Source organism: Sorangium sp. So ce131, assembly GCF_051519095.1.
Lineage (GTDB): Bacteria > Myxococcota_A > Polyangia > Polyangiales > Polyangiaceae > Sorangium.
This window is the reverse complement of sequence record NZ_CP150455.1, coordinates 7758638-7778337: the sequence shown is the minus strand read 5'-3', so window position 1 is coordinate 7778337 and position 19700 is coordinate 7758638. Positions and strand designations below refer to the sequence as shown.

General features: G+C 72.0%; 14 protein-coding genes. 7 read left to right on the top strand and 7 right to left on the bottom strand.

Annotated features, from left to right (window positions below; genetic code table 11):
• Nucleotides 1-4: 4 nt before the first annotated feature.
• From WMF43_RS28325 to WMF43_RS28305, 5 genes are all read right to left on the bottom strand, one after another.
• Nucleotides 5-2902 carry a Kelch repeat-containing protein gene (locus WMF43_RS28325; RefSeq protein WP_437669246.1) on the bottom strand — a complete coding sequence of 966 codons (2898 nt, stop codon included), beginning with the start codon at nucleotides 2900-2902 and terminating at the stop codon, nucleotides 5-7.
• A gap of 75 nt (nucleotides 2903-2977) precedes the next feature.
• Nucleotides 2978-3730, bottom strand: coding sequence for a hypothetical protein (locus WMF43_RS28320; protein WP_437669245.1), 753 nt, complete (start codon nucleotides 3728-3730; stop codon nucleotides 2978-2980).
• Entirely contained in the window at nucleotides 3727-4956 is a 1230-nt protein-coding gene (locus WMF43_RS28315) for an AAA family ATPase (RefSeq protein WP_437669243.1), read from the bottom strand. Before WMF43_RS28315 ends, WMF43_RS28320 begins: the two co-directional genes overlap by 4 nt.
• A 121-nt stretch (nucleotides 4957-5077) precedes the next feature.
• Nucleotides 5078-6433 carry an ATP-binding protein gene (locus tag WMF43_RS28310; RefSeq protein WP_437669241.1) on the bottom strand — a complete coding sequence of 452 codons (1356 nt, stop codon included), beginning with the start codon at nucleotides 6431-6433 and terminating at the stop codon, nucleotides 5078-5080.
• The gene (locus WMF43_RS28305; protein WP_437669239.1) at nucleotides 6430-7140 is read right to left on the bottom strand and encodes a response regulator transcription factor; all 711 of its coding nucleotides are present in this window, start codon (nucleotides 7138-7140) and stop codon (nucleotides 6430-6432) included. Before WMF43_RS28305 ends, WMF43_RS28310 begins: the two co-directional genes overlap by 4 nt.
• 115 nt (nucleotides 7141-7255) lie before the next feature.
• Here WMF43_RS28305 and WMF43_RS28300 point away from each other — a divergent pair, with 115 nt between their 5' ends.
• Genes WMF43_RS28300 through WMF43_RS28285 form a run of 4 tightly spaced genes read left to right on the top strand, consistent with a single transcriptional unit; the run spans nucleotide 7256 to nucleotide 11949 of the window.
• The gene (locus tag WMF43_RS28300) at nucleotides 7256-8767 is read left to right on the top strand and encodes a TolC family protein (protein ID WP_437669237.1); all 1512 of its coding nucleotides are present in this window, start codon (nucleotides 7256-7258) and stop codon (nucleotides 8765-8767) included.
• Nucleotides 8764-10020: an efflux RND transporter periplasmic adaptor subunit gene (locus tag WMF43_RS28295; RefSeq protein WP_437669235.1), complete on the top strand. Its 1257-nt coding sequence runs from the start codon at nucleotides 8764-8766 to the stop codon at nucleotides 10018-10020. Before WMF43_RS28300 ends, WMF43_RS28295 begins: the two co-directional genes overlap by 4 nt.
• 1 nt (nucleotide 10021) lies before the next feature.
• The gene (locus tag WMF43_RS28290) at nucleotides 10022-10753 is read left to right on the top strand and encodes an ABC transporter ATP-binding protein (protein ID WP_437669234.1); all 732 of its coding nucleotides are present in this window, start codon (nucleotides 10022-10024) and stop codon (nucleotides 10751-10753) included.
• Nucleotides 10747-11949, top strand: a complete 1203-nt coding sequence (locus tag WMF43_RS28285) for an ABC transporter permease (RefSeq protein WP_437669232.1) — start codon at nucleotides 10747-10749, stop codon at nucleotides 11947-11949. Before WMF43_RS28290 ends, WMF43_RS28285 begins: the two co-directional genes overlap by 7 nt.
• A gap of 6 nt (nucleotides 11950-11955) precedes the next feature.
• Here WMF43_RS28285 and WMF43_RS28280 read toward each other — a convergent pair whose 3' ends face one another.
• Together WMF43_RS28280 and WMF43_RS28275 are read right to left on the bottom strand one after the other, a co-directional pair.
• A complete protein-coding gene (locus tag WMF43_RS28280) occupies nucleotides 11956-13428 on the bottom strand; it encodes a DUF1552 domain-containing protein (RefSeq protein WP_437669230.1) in 1473 nt (490 codons plus the stop codon).
• Nucleotides 13429-13432: 4 nt separating this feature from the next.
• Nucleotides 13433-15175, bottom strand: a complete 1743-nt coding sequence (locus WMF43_RS28275; RefSeq protein ID WP_437669228.1) for a DUF1592 domain-containing protein — start codon at nucleotides 15173-15175, stop codon at nucleotides 13433-13435.
• An 860-nt stretch (nucleotides 15176-16035) separates the two neighbouring features.
• Between WMF43_RS28275 and WMF43_RS28270 the strand changes: the two genes are divergently transcribed.
• The 3 genes from WMF43_RS28270 (at nucleotide 16036) to WMF43_RS28260 (ending at nucleotide 19253) form a co-directional block, all read left to right on the top strand.
• Nucleotides 16036-16521, top strand: a complete 486-nt coding sequence (locus WMF43_RS28270; RefSeq protein WP_437669226.1) for a hypothetical protein — start codon at nucleotides 16036-16038, stop codon at nucleotides 16519-16521.
• A 106-nt stretch (nucleotides 16522-16627) separates the two neighbouring features.
• Nucleotides 16628-17341: a zf-TFIIB domain-containing protein gene (locus WMF43_RS28265; protein WP_437669224.1), complete on the top strand. Its 714-nt coding sequence runs from the start codon at nucleotides 16628-16630 to the stop codon at nucleotides 17339-17341.
• Between the two features lie 460 nt (nucleotides 17342-17801).
• A complete protein-coding gene (locus tag WMF43_RS28260; RefSeq protein WP_437669222.1) occupies nucleotides 17802-19253 on the top strand; it encodes a glycoside hydrolase family 26 protein in 1452 nt (483 codons plus the stop codon).
• Nucleotides 19254-19700 lie beyond the last annotated feature (447 nt).

Below are 19700 nucleotides of genomic sequence, written 5' to 3'. Positions count from 1 at the left end.
CGCCTCATGGAGTCACCACGTGTCGAGAAACATCGCGGCCGCTGCCGCGAAACATCCCGAGATGGTCTCGCGGTGAGCCTACGCCGCAGCGAGTCCGCGCCCCTCGTCCAACGTGCTCCCTTGTGCGTCGGTGGAGCCAGCGCAGGAAGCCGAGCATAACCCACGGCATCACCGGCGCCGGGGTCGGGCTCGGCCCCACGCTGCACCCGGATCCGGGCTCGTCGCGCGCGCTGTCGCCGCCGCTCGGGTCTCCGCCGCCGCCTTCGGCGCCCGTGCTCCCGCCCGGCGAGCTCCCCTTGAAACAAGCGCCGCCGAAGCAAGCGCCGCCCTGGCAGGGCGCGCCGTCCGGCTTGGTCGGGGTGGAGCACTGGCGCGTCTCGGGATTGCAGACGCCCGGGGCGTGGCAATCGTCCATCGCCTCACAGACCACGGGATCCGCGCCCACGCAGGCGCCGGCCTGGCAGGTGTCGGTCCGGGTGCAGGTGTTGCCGTCGTCGCACGCCGCCCCGTCGGCCTTCGGCGCCGGGGCGGAGCAGGCGCCGCTGGCTGGATCGCAGGTGCCGCGCTCGTGGCACGGGTCCGGCGCCGGGCAACCCAGGAGGTCGCCGCCCACGCAGACGCCGTCGTCGCACCAGTCCTGGCGGGTGCAGGCGTCGCCGTCGTCGCACGGCGTGCCGAAGTCCACCGATCCGCTCACGCACGCGCCCGTCGACGGGTCGCACTGCCCCGCGGTCTGGCACGGGCCCGGCGCCGCGCAGATCACCGGGTCGGCGCCGAGGCAGGCGCCGGCCTGGCAGAGATCGGTCCGGGTGCAAGCGTCGCCGTCGTCGCAGGCGGGGCCGGTGAGCGGGGCGCCGGCGCAGGCGCCGTCGCGGCAGGCGTCGGCGTCGGTGCAGGGGTTGTCGTCGTCGCAGGCGGGGCCGGTGAGCGGGGCGCCGGCGCAGGCGCCGTCGCGGCAGGCGTCGGCGTCGGTGCAGGGGTTGTCGTCGTCGCAGGCGGGGCCGGTGAGCGGGGCGCCGGCGCAGGCGCCGTCGCGGCAGGCGTCGGCGTCGGTGCAGGGGTTGTCGTCGTCGCAGGCGGGGCCGGTGAGCGGGGCGCAGGCGCCGTCGGCCGCGGCGCCGGCCGCGCGCGAGCAGGCGTCGCAGGGGCCGGCGTCGCAGGCGGCGTCGCAGCAGACGCCGTCGGCGCAGAAGCCGCTCGCGCAGCTGTCCCCCGCGGCGCAGGCGCTGCCGAGGGGCTCCAGGTACAGCTCCGCGCGCGCCACGTAGCCGAAGGGCGCGCTGGCGCCGCCCGCCACGAGCACCCGGCCGCTCCGGAGCAGCGCCGCGGTGTGACCTGCGCGGCTCGTGCTCATCGGCTCGGTCGGCGACCAGGTCCTCGTCTCGGGGTCGTACAGCTCCGCGCTCGCGAGGCGACCCAGGAGCAAGTGGGCGCCGCCCGCCACGAGCACCTGGCCGCTCCCGAGCAGCGTCGCGGTGTGGTTCGAGCGGGCCTGGATCATCTCGCTGTCGACGCGCCAGGTCCTCGTCTCGGGTTCGTACAGCTCCGCGACCGTCGAGTCGACCGTGCCTTGGCCGCCCGCCGCGAGCACCCTGCCGCTCCCGAGCAGCGTCATGGTGTGGGCCGCGCGGGCCTGCCTCATCGGTGCGGTGTTCGACCAGGCATCCTTGGCCGGATCGTACAGCTCCGCCGTGTCCAGCGCGGCGCCGCGTTCATCCAGGCCGCCCGCCACGAGCACCTCGCCGCTCTCGAGCCGGATCATGGCGTGCTCCAGGCGGGCCTGGCTCATCGGGGCGGCCGGCGACCAGGTGTCCGTGGCCGGGTCGTACAGCTCCGCGGTCGGCAGCGCGTGGTCCTCGTCGTCCTCGCCGCCCGCCACGAGCACGCGGCCGTCGTCGAGCAGCGCCGCGGTGTGCCTTGCGCGGAGGGCGCCGATCTCGCCGGCGTCCGACCAGGAGTTCGTGGCCGGGTCGTACAGCGCCGCGGCCCGCGGCGGGTGGACCTCGCGCATGTCGCCGCCCGCCACGAGCACGCGGCCGCTGTCGAGCAGCGTCGCGGTGTGGAACGCGCGGCCGGTGCTCAACGGGGCGGCCTCGGACCAGGAGCTCGCGGCCGGGTCGTACAGCTCGGTGTGCGCCAGGTTGTTGGGGGAGGTGTTGCCGAAGCCGCCCGCCACGAGCACCTTGCCGCTGTCGAGCATCGTCATGGTGTGGGCGGCGCGGCCGACCCGCATCGACGGCGTGCTCAACCACAGCGGATCGATCAGCACCGCCTCCCCGGCCGCGTCCACGTGGAGCTCGATCCGCGCCCCGCTCCCGGCGAGCCGCGCGGCGATCGGCCGCCCGCCGGCCGCGTACGCCCTGGGGGCCGTCACCGAGAGCCGCACCACGCCGGCCGCGTCGACCACCTCGACGCCGTGGTCGCGCTGCCGCACGATCGCTCCCTCGACCTCCCACGCCGCTGCCGGCTCGCCGGCGCGGACCGCGCCCGCCTCGAGGTGCAGCCACTCCTCCGCGCCGCCCGGCACCGCGGTCCAGAACGACGTGCCGCCCTGCCGCGGGTACGCCACGGCCCGTCCCGCGAGCGCGCCCTCGCCGAGGGCGCCGAGCTCGCGCACCCGCACCTCGACGCCGCCGAGGCCGCGCAGGCGCACCGGCTCCCGGCCGTCGCGGGGCAGGGCGACGTCGACGCCGGCCCAGCCGCCGCGCGCGGCCGACGCGATCGACGCGGCCGGCGCAAAACCGCCTCCGGCGACGACGAACGCCTGGTCTTGCTCGAGCACCAGCGCCGCGTGATCCGGAAAGCGCTGCCGCAGCGCGCTGGCGGGCGCGGGCTCGTCGCCGTGGCCGGCGCAGCCGCTGGAGCCGAGGGTGAGGAGGAGGGCCGCGGCGAGGGGCTTCATCGGATGTCCTCTCGGCATTCAATCCCAGCTCAGGGCCCGCTGCGAGGTTATCGTCTGTAATCCTCATCCTCGCTCTCAGCGAGGGGGTCGGTCCGAGAAGAGCGGCGCGAGGCGAGCCTCGACCTCACCCAGGAACGCGGCGAGACCGTTGTCTTTTCCTCGCCCGCGCAGATGACCAAGATCCGTCGCCGTCCAGCATCGCGCCTCGCGCTCGCCATCGCCGCGGAGCAAGATGCCGAGAACACGCTTCGGGCTCCTCTTCGCCGTCTTGCTCGACGCGTCGAGCTCGTCCGAGCGGGCGGATGGATCGAACCCGAGCTCCCTCCGGAGGTCGGCAAGCGACGCCGTTTCCTCCTTGGTCTGCGGGATGAAGCCGGCGAGCACCCAGCACTCTCGCATCGGATGAGCCACGCCGAGCAGCACCTGGAAGGGCCAGGGGAAATCCTCTCGCGCCTGCTCCAGCCCTCGCCTGCGCTCCTGTGGTTTGCCGTCGCTGTCGCGCACCATCAGCACGGCGGCCGGCTGCGGCTCCTGCGCGACGAAGCAGCGGAGCGCGAGCACGGCTGTGCGCGCGTCCTCGATGGCCGGCCTTCCGCCGAAATGTCCATGCCTCCGCGGCACGGGGTGCCGGCGGACCTCCTCGTCGACCGCGCTCCACGTGACGAACGGCGCGCTCGCGTCGATTCCACGGAACGTTCGCGCCTCGTCGAGTTTGCCCGCCAGGGCGGGCACCGCGTCGAGGAGGACCCGGTCGACGAGACCAGGGACCGTCCTCGCGTCATCGGGCCCTTCGACGATCACCCCGATGCGGAGCGGCGCCGCGCTCATCCTCGCTCCAGCGGAGCGATCGCCTGCTTCGCGACCCAGTCCTCGCCGACGAAGCTCCAGAGCTCGCCGGAGCGCGTCGTGCTCTTCCACCGGTCGAAATCGGGGTGGTCGGCCAGCCGGGCGCAGGCCGTGGAGCCGTCGGGCAAGAGCGCGGTGAGGAGGACGTCCTGCGCATCGAAATGATCCAGCAGGTAAGGCGAGTGGCTGGTGGCGATGATCTGGAGATCAGGGACCATCTCCAGGACCTTCCGGATCTGCGCGATCAGGTCCTCCTGCGCGCGTGGGTGAAGCGCCTTGTCGATATCGTCGAGGAGCAGCAATCGGGGTCTTGGCTCCATCCACAACGCTGTCAGCAGGCCGATGACGAGCAGGGTGCCCTCGCTCGCGAGTGGTGCGGGGACGTCCGGAGCACCCATAAAGTCGAGCAAGAGCTGTTGGCCCCAGTAGGAGCGATCCACGGCGTGCTGGATCGGCTCGTCGTCCCCGATGCGGACCTCTTGGTGCTCGACTCTCTGGACCTTTGCGCGGCGCGTGCGGATCCGCTCCAGGGTCGGGATGACGTTGCGCGCAGCCTCCTGGATCGACTGAAATACCTCCGGGGTGCGCCCCGCGGCGTCTGCCAGGACCGACGCGAGCCCGCCACCGTCCGGCTCAAGGCGGGGCGTCTCCTCCTCGCTGTATGAAGGCTCTGCGAGCGTCGCGACGTCCAGCCGCAGCTTGCGCGCCGAGCCGAGCTCTCTGGCGAGCTCCGCCATTTCGCGGCGGACGTGAGCCTGCGACGCGCCTTGTTGACGTGGTGGTTGTTGTGACTCCGGCCTCAGGGGGCCCGGCTCGCCGAGCACCCGCACTCCCTCCTTTGTGTCGGAGGTCTTCTCGAAGGCATCACCCCAGCGTCGCCCGACGATGCCGCGCCAGCCGGAGCTGCCGTTCGTGTCGTCCTCGCAGTCGACGGCGATCTCTACCTGCGCGGTCACATCATGGAAGGTGCCGGTGGCCGCGAGCCTCATGGGCCCCGAGCTGCGCCGGCTCTTCAGGTTGGGAGGCGCATATACGCCTTGCATGATCCGCGCAAGCGGCCTTCGGGTCGCCTGCGCGAGGTAGTGCAGGCCGTCGAGGAGGCTCGTCTTTCCGGAGCCGTTCGGCCCGACGATGACCATGAAACGCCCGAGGTGAACGTCCACCCTGCGCAGGGACTTGAAGTTGGTGAAGGAGACCTGCTGGATCATGGTCGTCGCCGCCTGCCGCGCGCCGCGCGCGTCACGGGCTATATAACCCAGCGCCGGCGGACCGGACGAGCGTACGACCCCGGATCCGACCGAGGCTCCCGCCGGAGCTCCGGAAAGACCCTCAACCCTCCGCGCCGCCCGGCAGCCGCAGCGTCACCAGCAGCCCGCCCCCCTCCGCGTTTCTCGCCTCGACCTCGCCGCCGTGCAGCAGCACCGCCCGCTGCGTGATCGCGAGCCCGATCCCCGTGCCGCCCGCGCCGCGCGCGCGGTGGTCGTCGACCCGGTAGAACGGCTTGAAGATGTCCGCGAGCGCCCCCTCCGGGACGCCCGGCCCGCGGTCGCGCACGCGCAGCTCGGCGAGGCCGCCTCGGCACTCGAGGTCCACGCGGACCGCGGTGCCCGGCTCGGTGAAGCGCACGGCGTTGCGCAGCACGTTCTCGATGGCGCGGCGGAGCAGCTCCTCGTTCCCGTCCAGCGCGCAGGCGTCGCGCGCGCCGAGCTCCACCGAGCAGCCCTGCTGCTCGGCCTCGAACGCGGCGTCCTCGACGATCTGCTCCACCAGGGCCGTGAGGTCGACCCGCTCCGTGCGCTCCATGCCCCGGCCGGACTCCAGCCGGCTCAGGGTGAGCAGCTCGCCGATCATCCCGTTCAGCCGATCCGTCTCCCGCTCGATCCGGTCGAACGCCGGCTCCACGTCCGGCGGCGAGCGCCGGCGCACGAGCTCCAGCGCGATGTTGAGGCGCGCGAGCGGCGACCGGAGCTCGTGCGAGACGTCGCGGAGCAGCCGGCGCTGCGTCTCGAGCAGCTCCTCGATGCGCTCGGCCATCCGGTCCATGTCGCGCCCGAGCGCGAGCGTCTCGCCGTCGGCCCCCGTGAGCCGCTGCGACACCCGCACCGACAGGTCGCCCGCCGCCATCCGCTGCGTCGCGCCGCGCAGCACCCGGATCGGCCGCGACAGGTAACGCGCGAGCAGCACCGCGACGAGGCCGGTCACGCCGACGATCGCGATCAGCCGCTGCGGCAACGTGTCCGGCATGATGAAGAACACCCACGGCGACCGGACCGGGCTCGTCCCGACCGCGACCAGCGACGGGTCGCGGCGCAGGACGACCGCCGTGACCTCCCGGTCGGCCACGACCTCGACGGCGATGCGGTCCGCCGCGCTCCGCGCCCGCTCCGCCGCGTCGAGGGCGCCCTCGATCGGCTCGCCCATCGCGAGCTCGCCGTCCCGGTAGACCGCCACGCGCTGATCCCGCACGTCGAGCGGCGCGAGCGCCTGCTCGCACCCGGAGAGGCCGTCCCGCGCGCAGAGGATCGCGCGCTCGGCGCGGAGCTCGAGCGTCCGCGTGCCCAGGCGGCGGCGCAGCGCGCCCGGCTCCGACGCGAACGCCCAGCCGTGGATCACCGCGAACAGGCCGACGAGCAGCGCCATCGCGAGCCACAGCGAGACGAGCAAGCGCAGGAAGAGGCTCTTCACGCCCGCTCCCGGGCGAGGATGTACCCCGCGTTGCGGACCGTCTTGATGCGCTCGCCGCCGCCCGGACCCGGGCCGAGCTTGCGCCGGAGGTTCGAGACGTGCATGTCGATGCCGCGGTCGTACGCCGCGAGCCTTCGCCCGAGCACGCGCCGCGCGAGCTCCTCGCGCGAGACCACCGTGCCCGCCTGCCGCACCAGCACCTCGAGCAGGTCGTACTCGGCCGTCGTGAGCTTGACCTCCTCGCCGCGGACGCGGACGCGCCGCGCGGCGGGGAAGACCTCGAGATCGTCGACCGAGAGCGCCTGCTGGGCGTCCGCCGCGCCGGCCCCCGCCGGCGGCGCCGCGCGCCGGTGGAGCGCCCGCACGCGGGCCACGAGCTCGCGCGGGTTGAACGGCTTCGGCAGGTAGTCGTCGGCGCCCATCTCGAGGCCCACGATGCGGTCCACGTCCTCCCCCCGCGCCGTGAGCATCAGGACCGGGACCCGGGAGGTCTGCCGGAGCCGCGTGAGGACCTCGAAGCCGTTGAGCCCGGGCAGCATCACGTCGAGCACCACCAGCGTGAACGGCTTCTCCTGCGCGCGCGCGAGCCCCGTGATCGCGTCGCGCGCGCTCTCGACCGCGTACCCCTCCTGGCCGAGGAGCTCGGCCAGGAGCTCGCAGAGCTCGGCGTCGTCGTCGATGACCAGGATCTGAGGGGGATCCGCCATGCCGGGACTGTAGCGCCGGCGTCGCGGCGCCGTGTAAGGGCTGGTCAAAAGCGTCTTTACGAATCCTTACACGAACCGGACACCTCTTGAGACGACGCCCCCTAGCTTGCGGTCCATGACGCTTACTCGCTCCGTTCCCATGCCGTGGCTGGCTGCGCTCGCGCTGGCCGCCGCGTGCTCGTTGAGCAGCGCGGCGCGCGCCGAGACGCTCTCCGCGGAACAGGCCGTCGGCCGCGCGGCCTCCCAGAACCCGACCCTGCGCGCGGCCCTGCTCGAGGTCGCCGCCGCGCGGCAGACCGTCCTCGCCGAGCAAGGCGCGCGCAAGCCGGTGCTGTCGGCCTCGGTGACGGGGCGCTACGCGGAGACGCTCGGCGGCACGGACGCCGACGCCAACCGCACGGTCGACAAGTCCGTCACGTCGAGCGTGGCCCTCCAGTACACCACCGACGTCGGGACCGCCCTCGAGGTGGGCGCGTCGACGGGCACGTCGTGGCGCTCCATCACCGGGAGCCCGATCGCGAACGGCACCTTCGGGCCGAACTACGACGCGGAGGCGCACGTCTCCGCGCGGCAGCCGCTCCTCCGCGGCGCCGGGACCGACGCCCAGCTCGCGCCCATCGCGGCGGCGGAGGCGTCGGCGGTCGCCGCGGAGCGGGACCGCGACCTCGCGGCGAGCCAGACCGCGCTCGACGTGCTCGGCGCCTACTGGGAGCTCTGGTACGCGGAGCAGGCGATCGCGGTGCAGGAGCAGGCGCTCGCGGCCGCGCAGCGGCAGCTCGCGGACGCGAAGGCGCGCGCCGAGGTCGTCGGCACCGGCACGCGGGTGGACGTCCTCCAGTTCTCGACCACGGCCGCGTCGATCGCCGACGCGCTCTCGCAGGCGCGCGCGAACCGGGCGGCGAAGGCGATCGAGCTCGGGCGCGCGCTCGGCATGTCGCCCGAGCAGGCCGCCTCGCTCGCCCCGACCGGCGAGCCGCCCTCGCTCGGGCCCGTGCCCACCGCCGCCGCGCTGACGCGCGCCATGACCGAGCGCTCCCAGGAGCTCGCCGCCCTGCGCGCCGACCTCGAGGCGCAGCGCGCGCGGCTCCGCGCCGCGGAGGACGCCGACCAGGTCCGCCTCGACCTGTTCGCGACCGCGTCCGTAGGGACCCTGTGGGTGAACGAGCCCGCGACGGGGCTGGCGCTCCAGGGCGGGCGCCCGGCGTTCGGCGTGCTCGGCGGGCTCGACCTCGAGCTGCCGTTCGGCGGCGGCCGGGCGTCCGCGGACGCGGCCCGCGCGCGCACGCAGCTCGCGGCCGCCGAGGCCCGCTACCAGGCGCGCGCCGACGCGATCGCGGCGCAGATGAGCTCGCTCCGCGTGAGCCTCGTGGCCGCCGCGGATCAGGTCGCGCTCGCCGCGGAGGCGGCGCGCATGGCCGGCGAGCTCGCCGAGGCGGAGCGGCAGCGGCTCAAGCTCGGGATCGCGACGTCGTCGGACGTGGTGCAGGCCGAGCAGACGCTGCGCGAGGCGGAGCTCCGGAGGCTGCGGGCCGTCGTGACGGAGCTCGCGTCGCGCTTCCAGCTCGAGCACGCCGCGGGCGCGCTCCTCGATCGCTTCGCTTCGGTGCTCTCCAGGAGGTCGTCATGAACGGGAAGAGGAAACGCTACGTGATCTCCGGCGTGGCCGCGGCGGCCATCGCGACGTTCGCCATCGGCGGGTACGCCTGGTACCAGGAGCCGTCGAAGGCGCCCGCCGGCCCCACCGTCGAGGTCCGGCGCGGGAGCCTGACCGAGACCGCCGCCGCGTCCGGGAAGATCGAGCCCGACGTCCAGGTCGAGGTGAAGTCGCGCGCCTCGGGCCAGGTGATCGAGGTGCTCGTCGATGAGGGCGACACGGTCGCGGCCGGGCAGCTCCTGGTCCGCCTGGATCCGACGGACGCCGAGCGCGACCTCGCCGAGGCGCGCGTGGCGCGCGACCGCGTGAAGGCCGATCTCGCGGCGGCGCGGGCGTCGCTCTCGGTCGCGGAGCTGGACCGCAAGAACGTCGAGGTGAGCCAGGAGGTCGCCGAGAAGAGCGCCGAGCTCGGCCTCGGCTCGACCGACGCCGCCCGCACGGCGGCGCACGCGACGAAGATCGCGGGCGCCAACACGACGCTGCGACGGGCGCAGCTGGGCTCGGCCGAGGCGCAGCTGAAGGCCGCCGAGCTCGCGGTGCAGGACGCGGAGACGCGCCTCAAGGAGACGCAGATCTACGCGCCGATCGCGGGCACGGTGCTCGACGTGGCGGTGGAGAAGGGCACGCTCGTCTCGTCGGCGCTCACCAACGTGAGCGGCGGCAGCGCGGTGATGACGCTCGCCGACCTGTCGAACCTGCGCATCGTCGGCGCCATCGACGAGGCGCAGATCGGCCGCGTCGCCGTGGGCCAGCGGGTCGACATCCGCGTCGACGCCTACGGGGACCGGGTGTTCCAGGGCGTGGTCGACCGGGTGAGCCCCCTCGGCAAGGAGGTGTCCAGCGTGGTCACGTTCGACGTCGAGATCGTGGTCAAGGACAAGGACGCCTCGCTGCTCCGCTCGGGGATGAGCGCGGACGTCGAGATCGTGACCGCGGAGCAGAAGGACGTGCTCCTCGTGCCGCTGCTCGCCGTGCAGTCCGCGGGCAAGCGGCGGTTCGTGCGGCTCGCGAGCGGCGAGGAGCGGCCGATCCAGACCGGGGCGACGGACGGCTCGCAGATGGTCGTGCTCGACGGGCTGACCGAGGGCGACGACGTGCTCGCGAGCGCGCCCGCCCCGGCCCCCCCCGCCGGGCAGGGGCAGGGGCAAGGCCAGCGGCCGGGCGGCGGGCAGAACCCCATGCGCGGCATGGGCATGGGCATGGGGCGCCCGGGGGGAGGGCGCTGAGATGGACGTCCCGGTCTTCGTAAGCTGTCTTTCCAAAGTCTACCACGCCGATCGCGCGGACCTCGCGGTGCGGGCGGTCGACCGCATCGGGTTCGAGGTGCGCCGGGGCGAGTCGGTGGCGATCATCGGGCCGTCCGGGTGCGGGAAGTCGAGCCTCTTGAACATCCTCGGGTGCCTCGACCGGCCCACCGAGGGCACGTACCGGCTCGGGGGGCGCGACGTCGCGGAGCTCGACGACGACGAGCTCGCGGCGCTCCGGAACCGCCACATCGGGTTCGTGTTCCAGAGCTTCAACCTGCTGCCGCGGATGACCGCGGTGGAGAACGTCGAGCTGCCGCTGCTCTACGGGGCGGTGAAGGACAGCCGCGGGCTGGCGGAGCACGCGCTCGAGCGGGTCGGGCTCGCCGCGCGCGCGCGGCACCTGCCGTCCGAGCTCTCGGGCGGGCAGCGGCAGCGCGTGGCGATCGCGCGGGCGATCGTGACGCGGCCGTCGATGCTGCTGTGCGACGAGCCGACGGGCGCGCTCGACAGCCGCACCGGGCGCGACGTGCTCGAGCTCCTGCTCTCGCTGAACGCGGACGGGACGACGCTCGTGATGGTGACCCACGACCTCGGCGTGGCGCGCTCGCTCGCGCGCGCGATCCACATGAAGGACGGCCGCATCGTGGCCGACGGCCCGGCGAGCGCGGTGGTGGCGGCGTTCCACGCGAGCGAGATGGAGGCGACATGCTGATCAAGGAGACCGCGAAGAGCGCGTGGCGCTCGCTCGCGAGCAACCGCCTGCGCACGTTGCTGACGATGCTCGGCATGATCATCGGGACGGCCGCGGTGGTCGCCGTGCTCGGGATCGGGGAGGGCGCGCGCAGCAGCGTCGAGGGGCGGATCCGGTCGCTCGGCGCGAACCTGCTCATGGTCCGTCCGGGGTCGGCGTCCGCGGGCGGCGTCCGGTCCGGCACGGTGAAGACGTTGACCGAGGGCGACGCCGAGGCGCTGCGCGCGCTCGACGGCGTGGCGGCGGTCGCGCCCGAGCGGAGCGGGAGCGCGCAGCTCCGGTACATGGCGAGCAACCTGAACGCGTCCGTCACCGGGATCACGCCGGCGTACCTGGAGGTGCGCTCGATCGGGACGGGGAGCGGCGTCCCGTTCACGGATCTCGACGTGCAGCAGCGCGCGCGGGTTGTGCTGATCGGCGCGAACGTCGCGCGGCAGCTCTACCCGGGCGTCTCGCCGCTCGGCACGCGGCTCCAGATCAACGGGAACGCGTTCCGCGTGGTCGGGGTGCTCGCGGAGAAGGGCTCTGGCATGGGCTCGCCGGACGACGGGGTGTTCGTGCCCCTGTCCACGCACGAGTCCGTCCTGTTCGGACAGGACCACCTCTCGACGATCTCGCTGCAGCTCGCGAGCGAGGATCGCTCGGCCCAGGTGATCGCGCAGCTGGAGCAGCTGCTCCGGCTGCGCCACCGGCTGGGCGCGGATCAGCCGAGCGATTTCGAGGTGCGCTCGCAGGCCGAGATGCTCGAGACGATGGGGCAGATCACGGGCACGTTCACGACGCTGCTCGGCAGCGTGGCGGCGGTGTCGCTGATCGTGGGCGGCATCGGCATCATGAACATCATGCTGGTCTCGGTGCGGGAGCGGACCCGCGAGATCGGCGTGCGCATGGCGGTGGGGGCGCGTCGCCGGGACATCTTGCGGCAGTTCCTGGTAGAGGCGGTGGTCGTGTCGCTCGCGGGCGGGGTGGCCGGGGTGGGGCTCGGGTACGGGGCGGCGGTGCTGCTGTCGCAGTTCGGGCAGTGGGCCACCATCGTTCCGCCGTACGCGATCGGGCTGGCGCTCGGGGTCTCCGTGCTCATCGGGGTCACGTTCGGCGTGGGGCCGGCGCGGCGCGCGGCGCGGCTGGATCCGGTGGAGGCGCTGCGGTTCGAGTGAGCCGCTCTACGGCAGATCCGCCAGGGGACCCTTCTTGTACGCGGCGTCGTTCCCGAAGTGCGCGTCTTCGTGGCCGAAGGCGCGCAGGATCGATGTGTAGACGTTGTGCAACGAGACGTCGGTCTCGTAGTCGGATTGGGCGGGATCCGCGCTCGCGCGCTTGTTGTAGTTGACGTGCCGGCCGCCCGGCCACCTGCCGCCCGCCTTTCCAGCGAGCAGGACCGGGATGTCGCGGGGCGAGTGCCCACCACCGCACCCGAACTCGCTCGTGAAGAGCACGATGCTGTTGTCGAGCATCGTGCCGTCGCCCTCGGGGGTGCTCTTCAGCCCGTCGAGCAGGCGCGCGAGGATCTCCATGCGCCAGTTGCGGTTCGCGAGGATCGTCGCGCGCCAATCCTCGAGCTTGTCGGGCTCCGCGCCGCTCGGGCCGACATCGAGGCCAGCGTGGCCGAGGCTGTGGCCGAGATCGGTCGTGTAGGGCTGAGGCAACCAGCTCGTCAGGACGTCGGCGATCTGGAAGGTCGCGACCTGCGTGAGGCCGCAGCGGAACGCGTGCAGGAGGATGTCGACCATCAGGGGAGCGACGTCCTTTATCCCTCCCTCCGTGTAGGATCCGTATCCCTGGTACACGGGCGCGCCGCTGACGCTCGGCTTCGTGCAGGCCGCCAGGTTGGCGACGCCTTCAAGCTTCTTCTCGAGGCTCCGGATGTGCTCGGCGTGCGCGTCGAGCAGGTGCCTGTCGGCCGCGCTCACACGCCCCTTCAAGGCCGCGAGGTGTTCGCTCACGCCGTCGAGCACGCTCTTCCGCTGGGCGCGTATCCGGAGCTGCTCGGGCGTCGGACCCGCTGGGGAGTCCGTGACGTCCTTGAAGAGCCGGTCGAAGGCGCTCGTCGGGTCCGCCTCGGTGGAGACCTGCTGCCCTGCCGCGCTGTACAGCGGCTCTCCGTAGTTGTGTCCGTCGACCATGAGATCGATGGACGCGAACGGCGTCGGGCTCTCGCCAGCGAGCCGCTGGGCGATCACCTGATCGATCGACGGGCCGAGCGCCTTGGCGTCGTCGCCGCCTGAGGTCGTGTCGGCGCAGGTGAGCACGGTCGCGTTGGCGCAGCCGTGGTGCCCGCCGTAATCAGCCTGGGCCACCGAGGCGGCGTCGTCGACGCCGCGGAGCAGGGTGATGTCACCTTTGTGGGCTTCGAGCGGCGCCATCTCTTCGCCGAGGACCTCGAGCGCCGGCCCCTCGTCGCCGGGAGCCCAGAGGTCGAGCATGCTCCAGGCGCCCGGCTTCCAGGGATCCCCTTTCGCCCCCGACGCGTGGCGAGACGAGATCGTACCGCCGTGGCTGAAGAACACGATGAACCGTCTGGCCCTGCCGTCCGCGGCCCACACGTCCCCGTGCGTCGCCTCGAGGAACGGGAGCGCGATGCACAGGCCGGTCGCGGTTCGGAGGAAATTCCTTCGGTTGAGGGCGGCGCGTTTCATAGGTTCACTCCCCGGCTCGGCGCAGGTGCAAGAAGGCGTTGCTCGTCGTGAGGGCGAGGATGAGGTCACGCAGGCTGCCGCCGCTCTCGGGCGTCGGCGTGGCCGCCTCGATCGAGGCGAGATCCTGGTCGATCGGGACGCGTCGGAGCGCCGTCTGGAAGAAGTGCTTCGTGAGGCAAGCGCGCGCCGCGGCGCTCGCCGCGATGGCCGCCGACATCTCGACGGCGCCGTCGACCTCCACGCTCTCCGCGTCCGGACCGATCGCAGGGAGCCTGCCGCGCGCCTCGATGTCGAGCGTGTACGGGCCGGTCGCGTCCTCGCCCTCCTCCTGCGGCTGCCAGCGCCCGAGCGCGTCGTAGTGCTCGAACGCGAAGCCGATGGGGTTGATGGCCGTATGGCAGGTCGCGCAGACGCCGCTCGACGTCTTGGCCTCGACATCCTGGCGGATCGTCCTGCGCACCAGCTGGCCGTTCTCCTCGACGGCGCCGCCTTTGACCGGCACGTCGCTCGCGTTGGGAGGCGGAGGGCCGAGGGAGCTGCAGAGCACCTGCTCCAGGATGTACGCGCCGCGGCGGATCGGCGATTTGACCTCGATGCTGCCGAACACGCTCAGGAAGGCCGCCCTCGTGAAGATCCCCGCGCGCTGATCGCGCGGGAGCGACACCCAGGAGAACGTGCTGTCGTCCGCGGGGCCCTTGACCCCGTAGAGCGCGGCGAGGGGCCCGTTCACGTACGCGTCCGTCGTCGTGAGCAGCGTCTCGAAGCGGCCGTCCCCCTCGAAGAGCACGCGCTCGGCGAGGGCCTCGATCTCGGCGCGCATGGCGGCGCGCAGCGCGGGTGAATCCTCGGGGTAGATCGTGGGGCTCTTCGGCGCCTTCTCGAGCGAGTCGTGTTGTTTCGTGCCGTCGAGCTCGAGCCAATCGACGAAGAAGCGCCTCGCCGTGGCTCGGGCGCGGTCGTCGGAGAGCAGCCGCTCCGCGTGCTCGCGCACGCCCTCCGCCGTATCGAGCGCGCCGGACTCCGCGGCGTCGAGCAGCGCGTCGTCCGGCGTCGTGTTCCAGAGGAAATACGACAGGCGCGCCGCGCGCTCCCAGCCCGTCAGCGGGCGGACGCCGGAGGCGAGCGCCTCGCCCCCGTCCCCTTCGCGGCCGAGCTCGACGAAGTAGTAGACGCTGGGCGACTGGATCATGATCTTGAGCACGACGAGGAGGGCGTCCTCGAACGATTGCTCCTTCCGCGCCTCGGCGTACTGGCCCTTGAGCATCGCGACCTCGGCCTCGTCGAGCGTGTGCCGGAAGGCGCGACGCCCGAACGTCCGCACGAAGCTGTCCACGCACGCTTCGTCCTCCGCGCCGCTCGTGTCGCACGGGAACACCGGTTTACCCCACGACGGGCGTCGAGCGACGATCACCTCCGCCGCGGCGTTGAGCTTGTCCACGGCGAGGAGCGAGGCGACCTCTCCCGCGTCCGGGTCGAGATCGAGCTCGAGCGCAGGATCGCCGAACAGGTCGCGCATCGAGCTCGTGAACTGCTGCGGTGTCATCCGTCGCATCCCCGCTGGAGCGACGTCGACCAGCCCGCTCTGGCTCGAGGACCCGTCGCGGTCGTCGCCGAGGCGGCCGACGCAGCCCTGGGTCAGGCCGGACGCCGCGAGGACGACCGCGCCGAGGAGCGCCGTCCCTCGTCGCGTCGACGAGGCGCAGAGGTCGAGAACTTCGAGGGATTTCAAACCCTTCTTCCGCTTCATGGCTTCAGTCCTCGCGCGATCATAAGGAAGAGCAAGGAGGCCGCTCCCCGCCAGCAGATCAATAGATCAAAGCAAAGTCTCTGTATTTGTCAAATTGTTACATCTTTAGTGATATAATCCGTGGCCGCGACTCGTCCGGAGGCGCCTGGGTCGTCATCGAGCTTCTTCGGCGGCTCAGCGGCGCGCCGCCTCGTCGCGGAGGGGTAACCGAGGAGTCGCCAAGGTCGTCCTGCCGGGAATGTTCCATGTGTGGAAGGTGATGGCCGAGGACGAGATGTCGTCCCAGATCCGCACCTCGTGCGCGCCGCGCTCGGCAGCCCGACGAACGGCGTCGAGCGACCGCCGAGCTGGGGCTCGTCCCTGGGGTGGATACCTAGCCATTTCGTGCGCGCGAGCCAACTCGTAGGAGTCATGGTGTTCATGCATCCCGTGCATGTCGATGCCGTCATTGCCTTGAGTGACGCGAGCGGTATGACGGCAAGGGTGGCCCGACCTTTACCAGCGCCGATTTCTACGACAGCGCGCTTGGGATGTTGAATGGCATGGTCACCTAGGGGCTTGCGGTTTCATGGCCCTCCGGGGCAACGGCGACTGGCCCTGTGGCCCCGACCAGCGCCGCCGGTCGCCGTTGCCGGACCCTGGCCATCAGGACCGGCCTTACGGTCAGGACCGTCTGTGCGCCGATCGTGCAGGTGAACGGCCGCCCTTCGCCCATGTGCGGGCCGGGCATCGCAGGCGTACATGTGTGCTGCTGTCCAAAACCCACGCTGCTCAGCTCGCCTGAAAACCGCGCCCGCACGGCGACGATCGCCGCGGCACACGTCGCCCCGCTGCTCGTTTCCAGCTATCCTGTCTTGGGCATGACGGTCCTGCTGCAGAACGAGTACCTGACGGTCGTCGCCGACCCGGCCCTCCACATCGTCCGGACCACCCGTTCTGAGCGCCCGTATCCTTCGCCCGAGGATTTCATCCGCTTCCACACCGAGGCGCTCCAGATCTACGAGTCGCTCGTCCGCGGGAACCTCGGCCACCTGGTCGACCTCCGCCGCGTGCCCATGAACAACGATCCGGCGTTCGAGGCGGCGACGAGGCGCACCCGCGCCATGGTCGTCCAGGAGTTCGCCTGCGCCGCCATCGTGGTGCGGACCGCGGTCGGCGCGCTGCAGGTGAACCGGCTCCTACGTGAGGAGCAGAACGACCATGTAGCCGTCTTCCACGAGGAGGACGTCGCGATGACCTACCTCACCGAGGAGCTCGCCACCCGGCTGAACCGCGGCAGCTCCACGCAGCTCAGGCGCTCGCACAGCTCCCGTCCTTCCGCGCCGCGGCTCGTCAGGACACGCTGACGGAACGTCGCGCAGCTCCCACGGAGCGGCCGCGCGCCGGCGCCCTGCAGCAATCCGCCCAGGCGCGGCGTCTTCCCGCGAGCGCTCCGCTCCTCTACCATGAGCCATGCTCGCCGGCGGGATGGCTTGTCCGGGCTGCGGCCTCGCGCTCGACGCAGCGGAGCGCGGCTGCCCCCGGTGCCCCGGCGCGAGCGCCGCAGTGCGCTGCGGCGGCTGCTACCAGGTGAACCCGCCCGACGCGGAGCGCTGCGCCGGCTGCGACCACGAGCTCGGCCTGGAGCCGATCGCCGAGCCCGACCCGCTCCGCTGCCTCGACTGCGACGAGCCGTTCTCCGCGTTCCGCGCCGCGACAGGCCTGCTGCGCGACTGCGGCCGGTGCGGCGGACAGCTCGTCGATCATGCGCTGCTCCGCGACCTCCTCTCGCACCGCGAGATCTACGGCCGGAGCGCGCCGCGCCCGCCGCCGCGCGCGGGGGCCCTCGATGTCCGCGTGCGTTATGTCCGCTGCCCGGTCTGCCGCCAGCTGATGAACCGCAAGAATTTCGCCGGCAAGAGCGGCGTCATCGTCGATATCTGCAGGCAACACGGCACCTGGTTCGACCGCGGCGAGCTCCCCCAGCTCCTCGCCTTCGCCGAGACCGGCGGAACGGCGAGGGCGCGGCAGCAGCAGGCCGAGGACGACGAGCGCTCGCGCCGGCAGGCGGCGCTCGCCAAGGACGCCGCCCGGCGGGCGAGCGCCATGGCGCCGGCCTCCCGCTGGGAATCCCGGCGGACCGCGGTGCGCGAGCTGCTCGATCTCCTCTGGGAGATCACCCGCTGAGCCGGTGGCCCGGGACGTCGGGCGCGGGCGAGCGGGCCGCGCGCGGCCGGGGGCGCCGCCGGCGCCGGATTACATAACTTACCTGGACCTTAACACTAGTTCACAACTCAGCGTGCGTGTCGCGTGATGAGCCCCGCGGAAGCGAGAGGTGAGCCGTAACTTACCCGGACCTTAACACTAGTTCACAACTCAGCATGCGTGTCGCTCGACGAGCCCCGCGGAAGCGAGAGTGAACGCGGCGTCGCACAGAGTGCACCGTCGAAGTTCAAGCGTGTAGCGTCGCTGCACGAAGGGCGAAAAGCAGCTAAATGCTTGCCCTTCAACTCATGTGTGCTTTCTGTGGTCCCTTATGATGGACTCAACTTCTCGCTTCGCCCGGACCCTTGGACGTCTGACCCTGTGCGCCGCGCCTCTCCTGATTGCCGGTTGTGCATCGGGAGATCTCGCCGGCTCAGAATTGTTGGACGACCACGTATCCGGCGTCTCGTCGTCGGCCAGCCTGGTGCCGACGAGCGATGTCGCGCTGAACAACGTCTGGGGCGGCGGCGGTACGGCGCCCATCTACAAGCTGGTCGACGACGGCACCTCGTTCTCGTCGAGCGACGGCGGCAGCACGTTCGCGCGGAGCGCGCCGGGGGCCACGAACGCCTCCTTGCTGCTCGGCTACTCGGGCGCGCCGGCGGGCGGCGCGAGCGAGGTCGTCGTCAACTACCAAGCCTGGGCCATCAATGGCGGCGCGGGGACCATCCGCGTGAACCTCTACGACGGCGCGACGCTGATCGGGGCCGGGCCGGCGCGCGCGCTGAGCGCGAGCCAGCAGAACCTGAGCGACACGTTCGGCGGGCTCCACGTGGCGAACGCCAACCAGCTCCGGACAGAGCTCGTCTTCCAGAACACCGCCGCGAGCGGGTCCCTCGTCTCCTCGGTCGTCTGGATCGACGTCACCCCGCCGGGCGACGACGAGCCCTCGGGAGGAGAGCCCGCCGTGTCGGACAAGCTCGTGCCGAGGAACGGCGCCTGGTGGGGAGGGTACGCGCCCGCGAGGAACTTCGGGTGGGACTGGGGCGCTGCGATCGAGGACCTCGAGGCGAAGGCTGGCCGCAAGCTCGATCTCGTGTACCGCTACCACGACTGGGGCACGAGCGACAACGGCGTCTTCCCCGACGCGCACGAGACGGAGCAGTTGAATAACGGTTACGTCGTCCACCTGTCATGGGAGTCGCGCCGGTACTCCGCGGGCCAGAACGTCACGTGGACCGAGATCGCGAACGGCTCGCAGGACGCCGTCATCGACGCGGCCGCGCAGCGGGTCAAGAACGCGCCCGGCAAGATCATGATCGCCTTCGACCACGAGATGGACAACGTGGATGTCCACAGCGCGGACGGGCCGGACGCCGATTACGTCGCGGCGTACCGGCGCGTCGTCGACAGGTTCCGCGCGGCGGGCGTGACCAACGTCGTGTGGGTCTGGACGCCCATGGGCTGGAGCGGGACGCGCAGCCGCCTGCCCGGCCTGTACCCCGGCGACAGCTACGTCGACTGGCTCGGGTACGATCCCTACAACTTCTACGCCTGCAACGGCACCGGATGGAAGGACCCCGCGACGACGATCGGGAGCCACTACGACTGGATGCACCAGCCGGCGCAGATGGCGTGGCACGGCGACAAACCGTACATCCTGAGCGAGTTCTCCAGCCACGAGGATCCGGCGGACCCGGCGCGCAAGGGCCAGTGGCTGCGCACCTTCGTCGACGCCCTGAAGCGGTACCCCGACATCAAGGCGGTGCAGATCTACAGCTCGAACGTGACCCTCAGGAGCGCCTGCCGCCTGAGCGTGGACTCGAGCCCGGAGGCCGTGGCGGGCTACGCGGCCGCGGGCAGCGACCCCTACGTGAACCAGCCCCACGACTGAAGACCCGCGCAACCGGCGAAGGGCGCAGCACCCGGCATGACGTGCCGCTGCGACAGGACGCTCCCCCGACCCGCGTCGGCCAGCCCGTGATCCGTGCGGGCTGCCCGGCGCCGCGATGCTCTCGATCGCCAGGCGAGCGGCCTCGACCGCCCGCGGCTCGCCGTTCATCTCCATAGATCCGCCCCTCCTTGGCCGCGGCGGCCACCCGCACACCCCTTGGGATGTACCCGGTCGTCCGTTATAACGGACGATTGAGGCGCGTCGTAATCGTCGACAAGCGTACAAAAATCGCTTGATGAGCCTAACCTGGTGAGGCTATAATCCGTTATAACAGACGTAAGAAGTGGTTTGTATTACATGTGGACGTGTGAGCTGACACGGCTCCATGGCTGCATCCGTGGATTGATCCCGCGATCCGCGTGCGAGGCGCTCGGTTGCGGCCGGGAC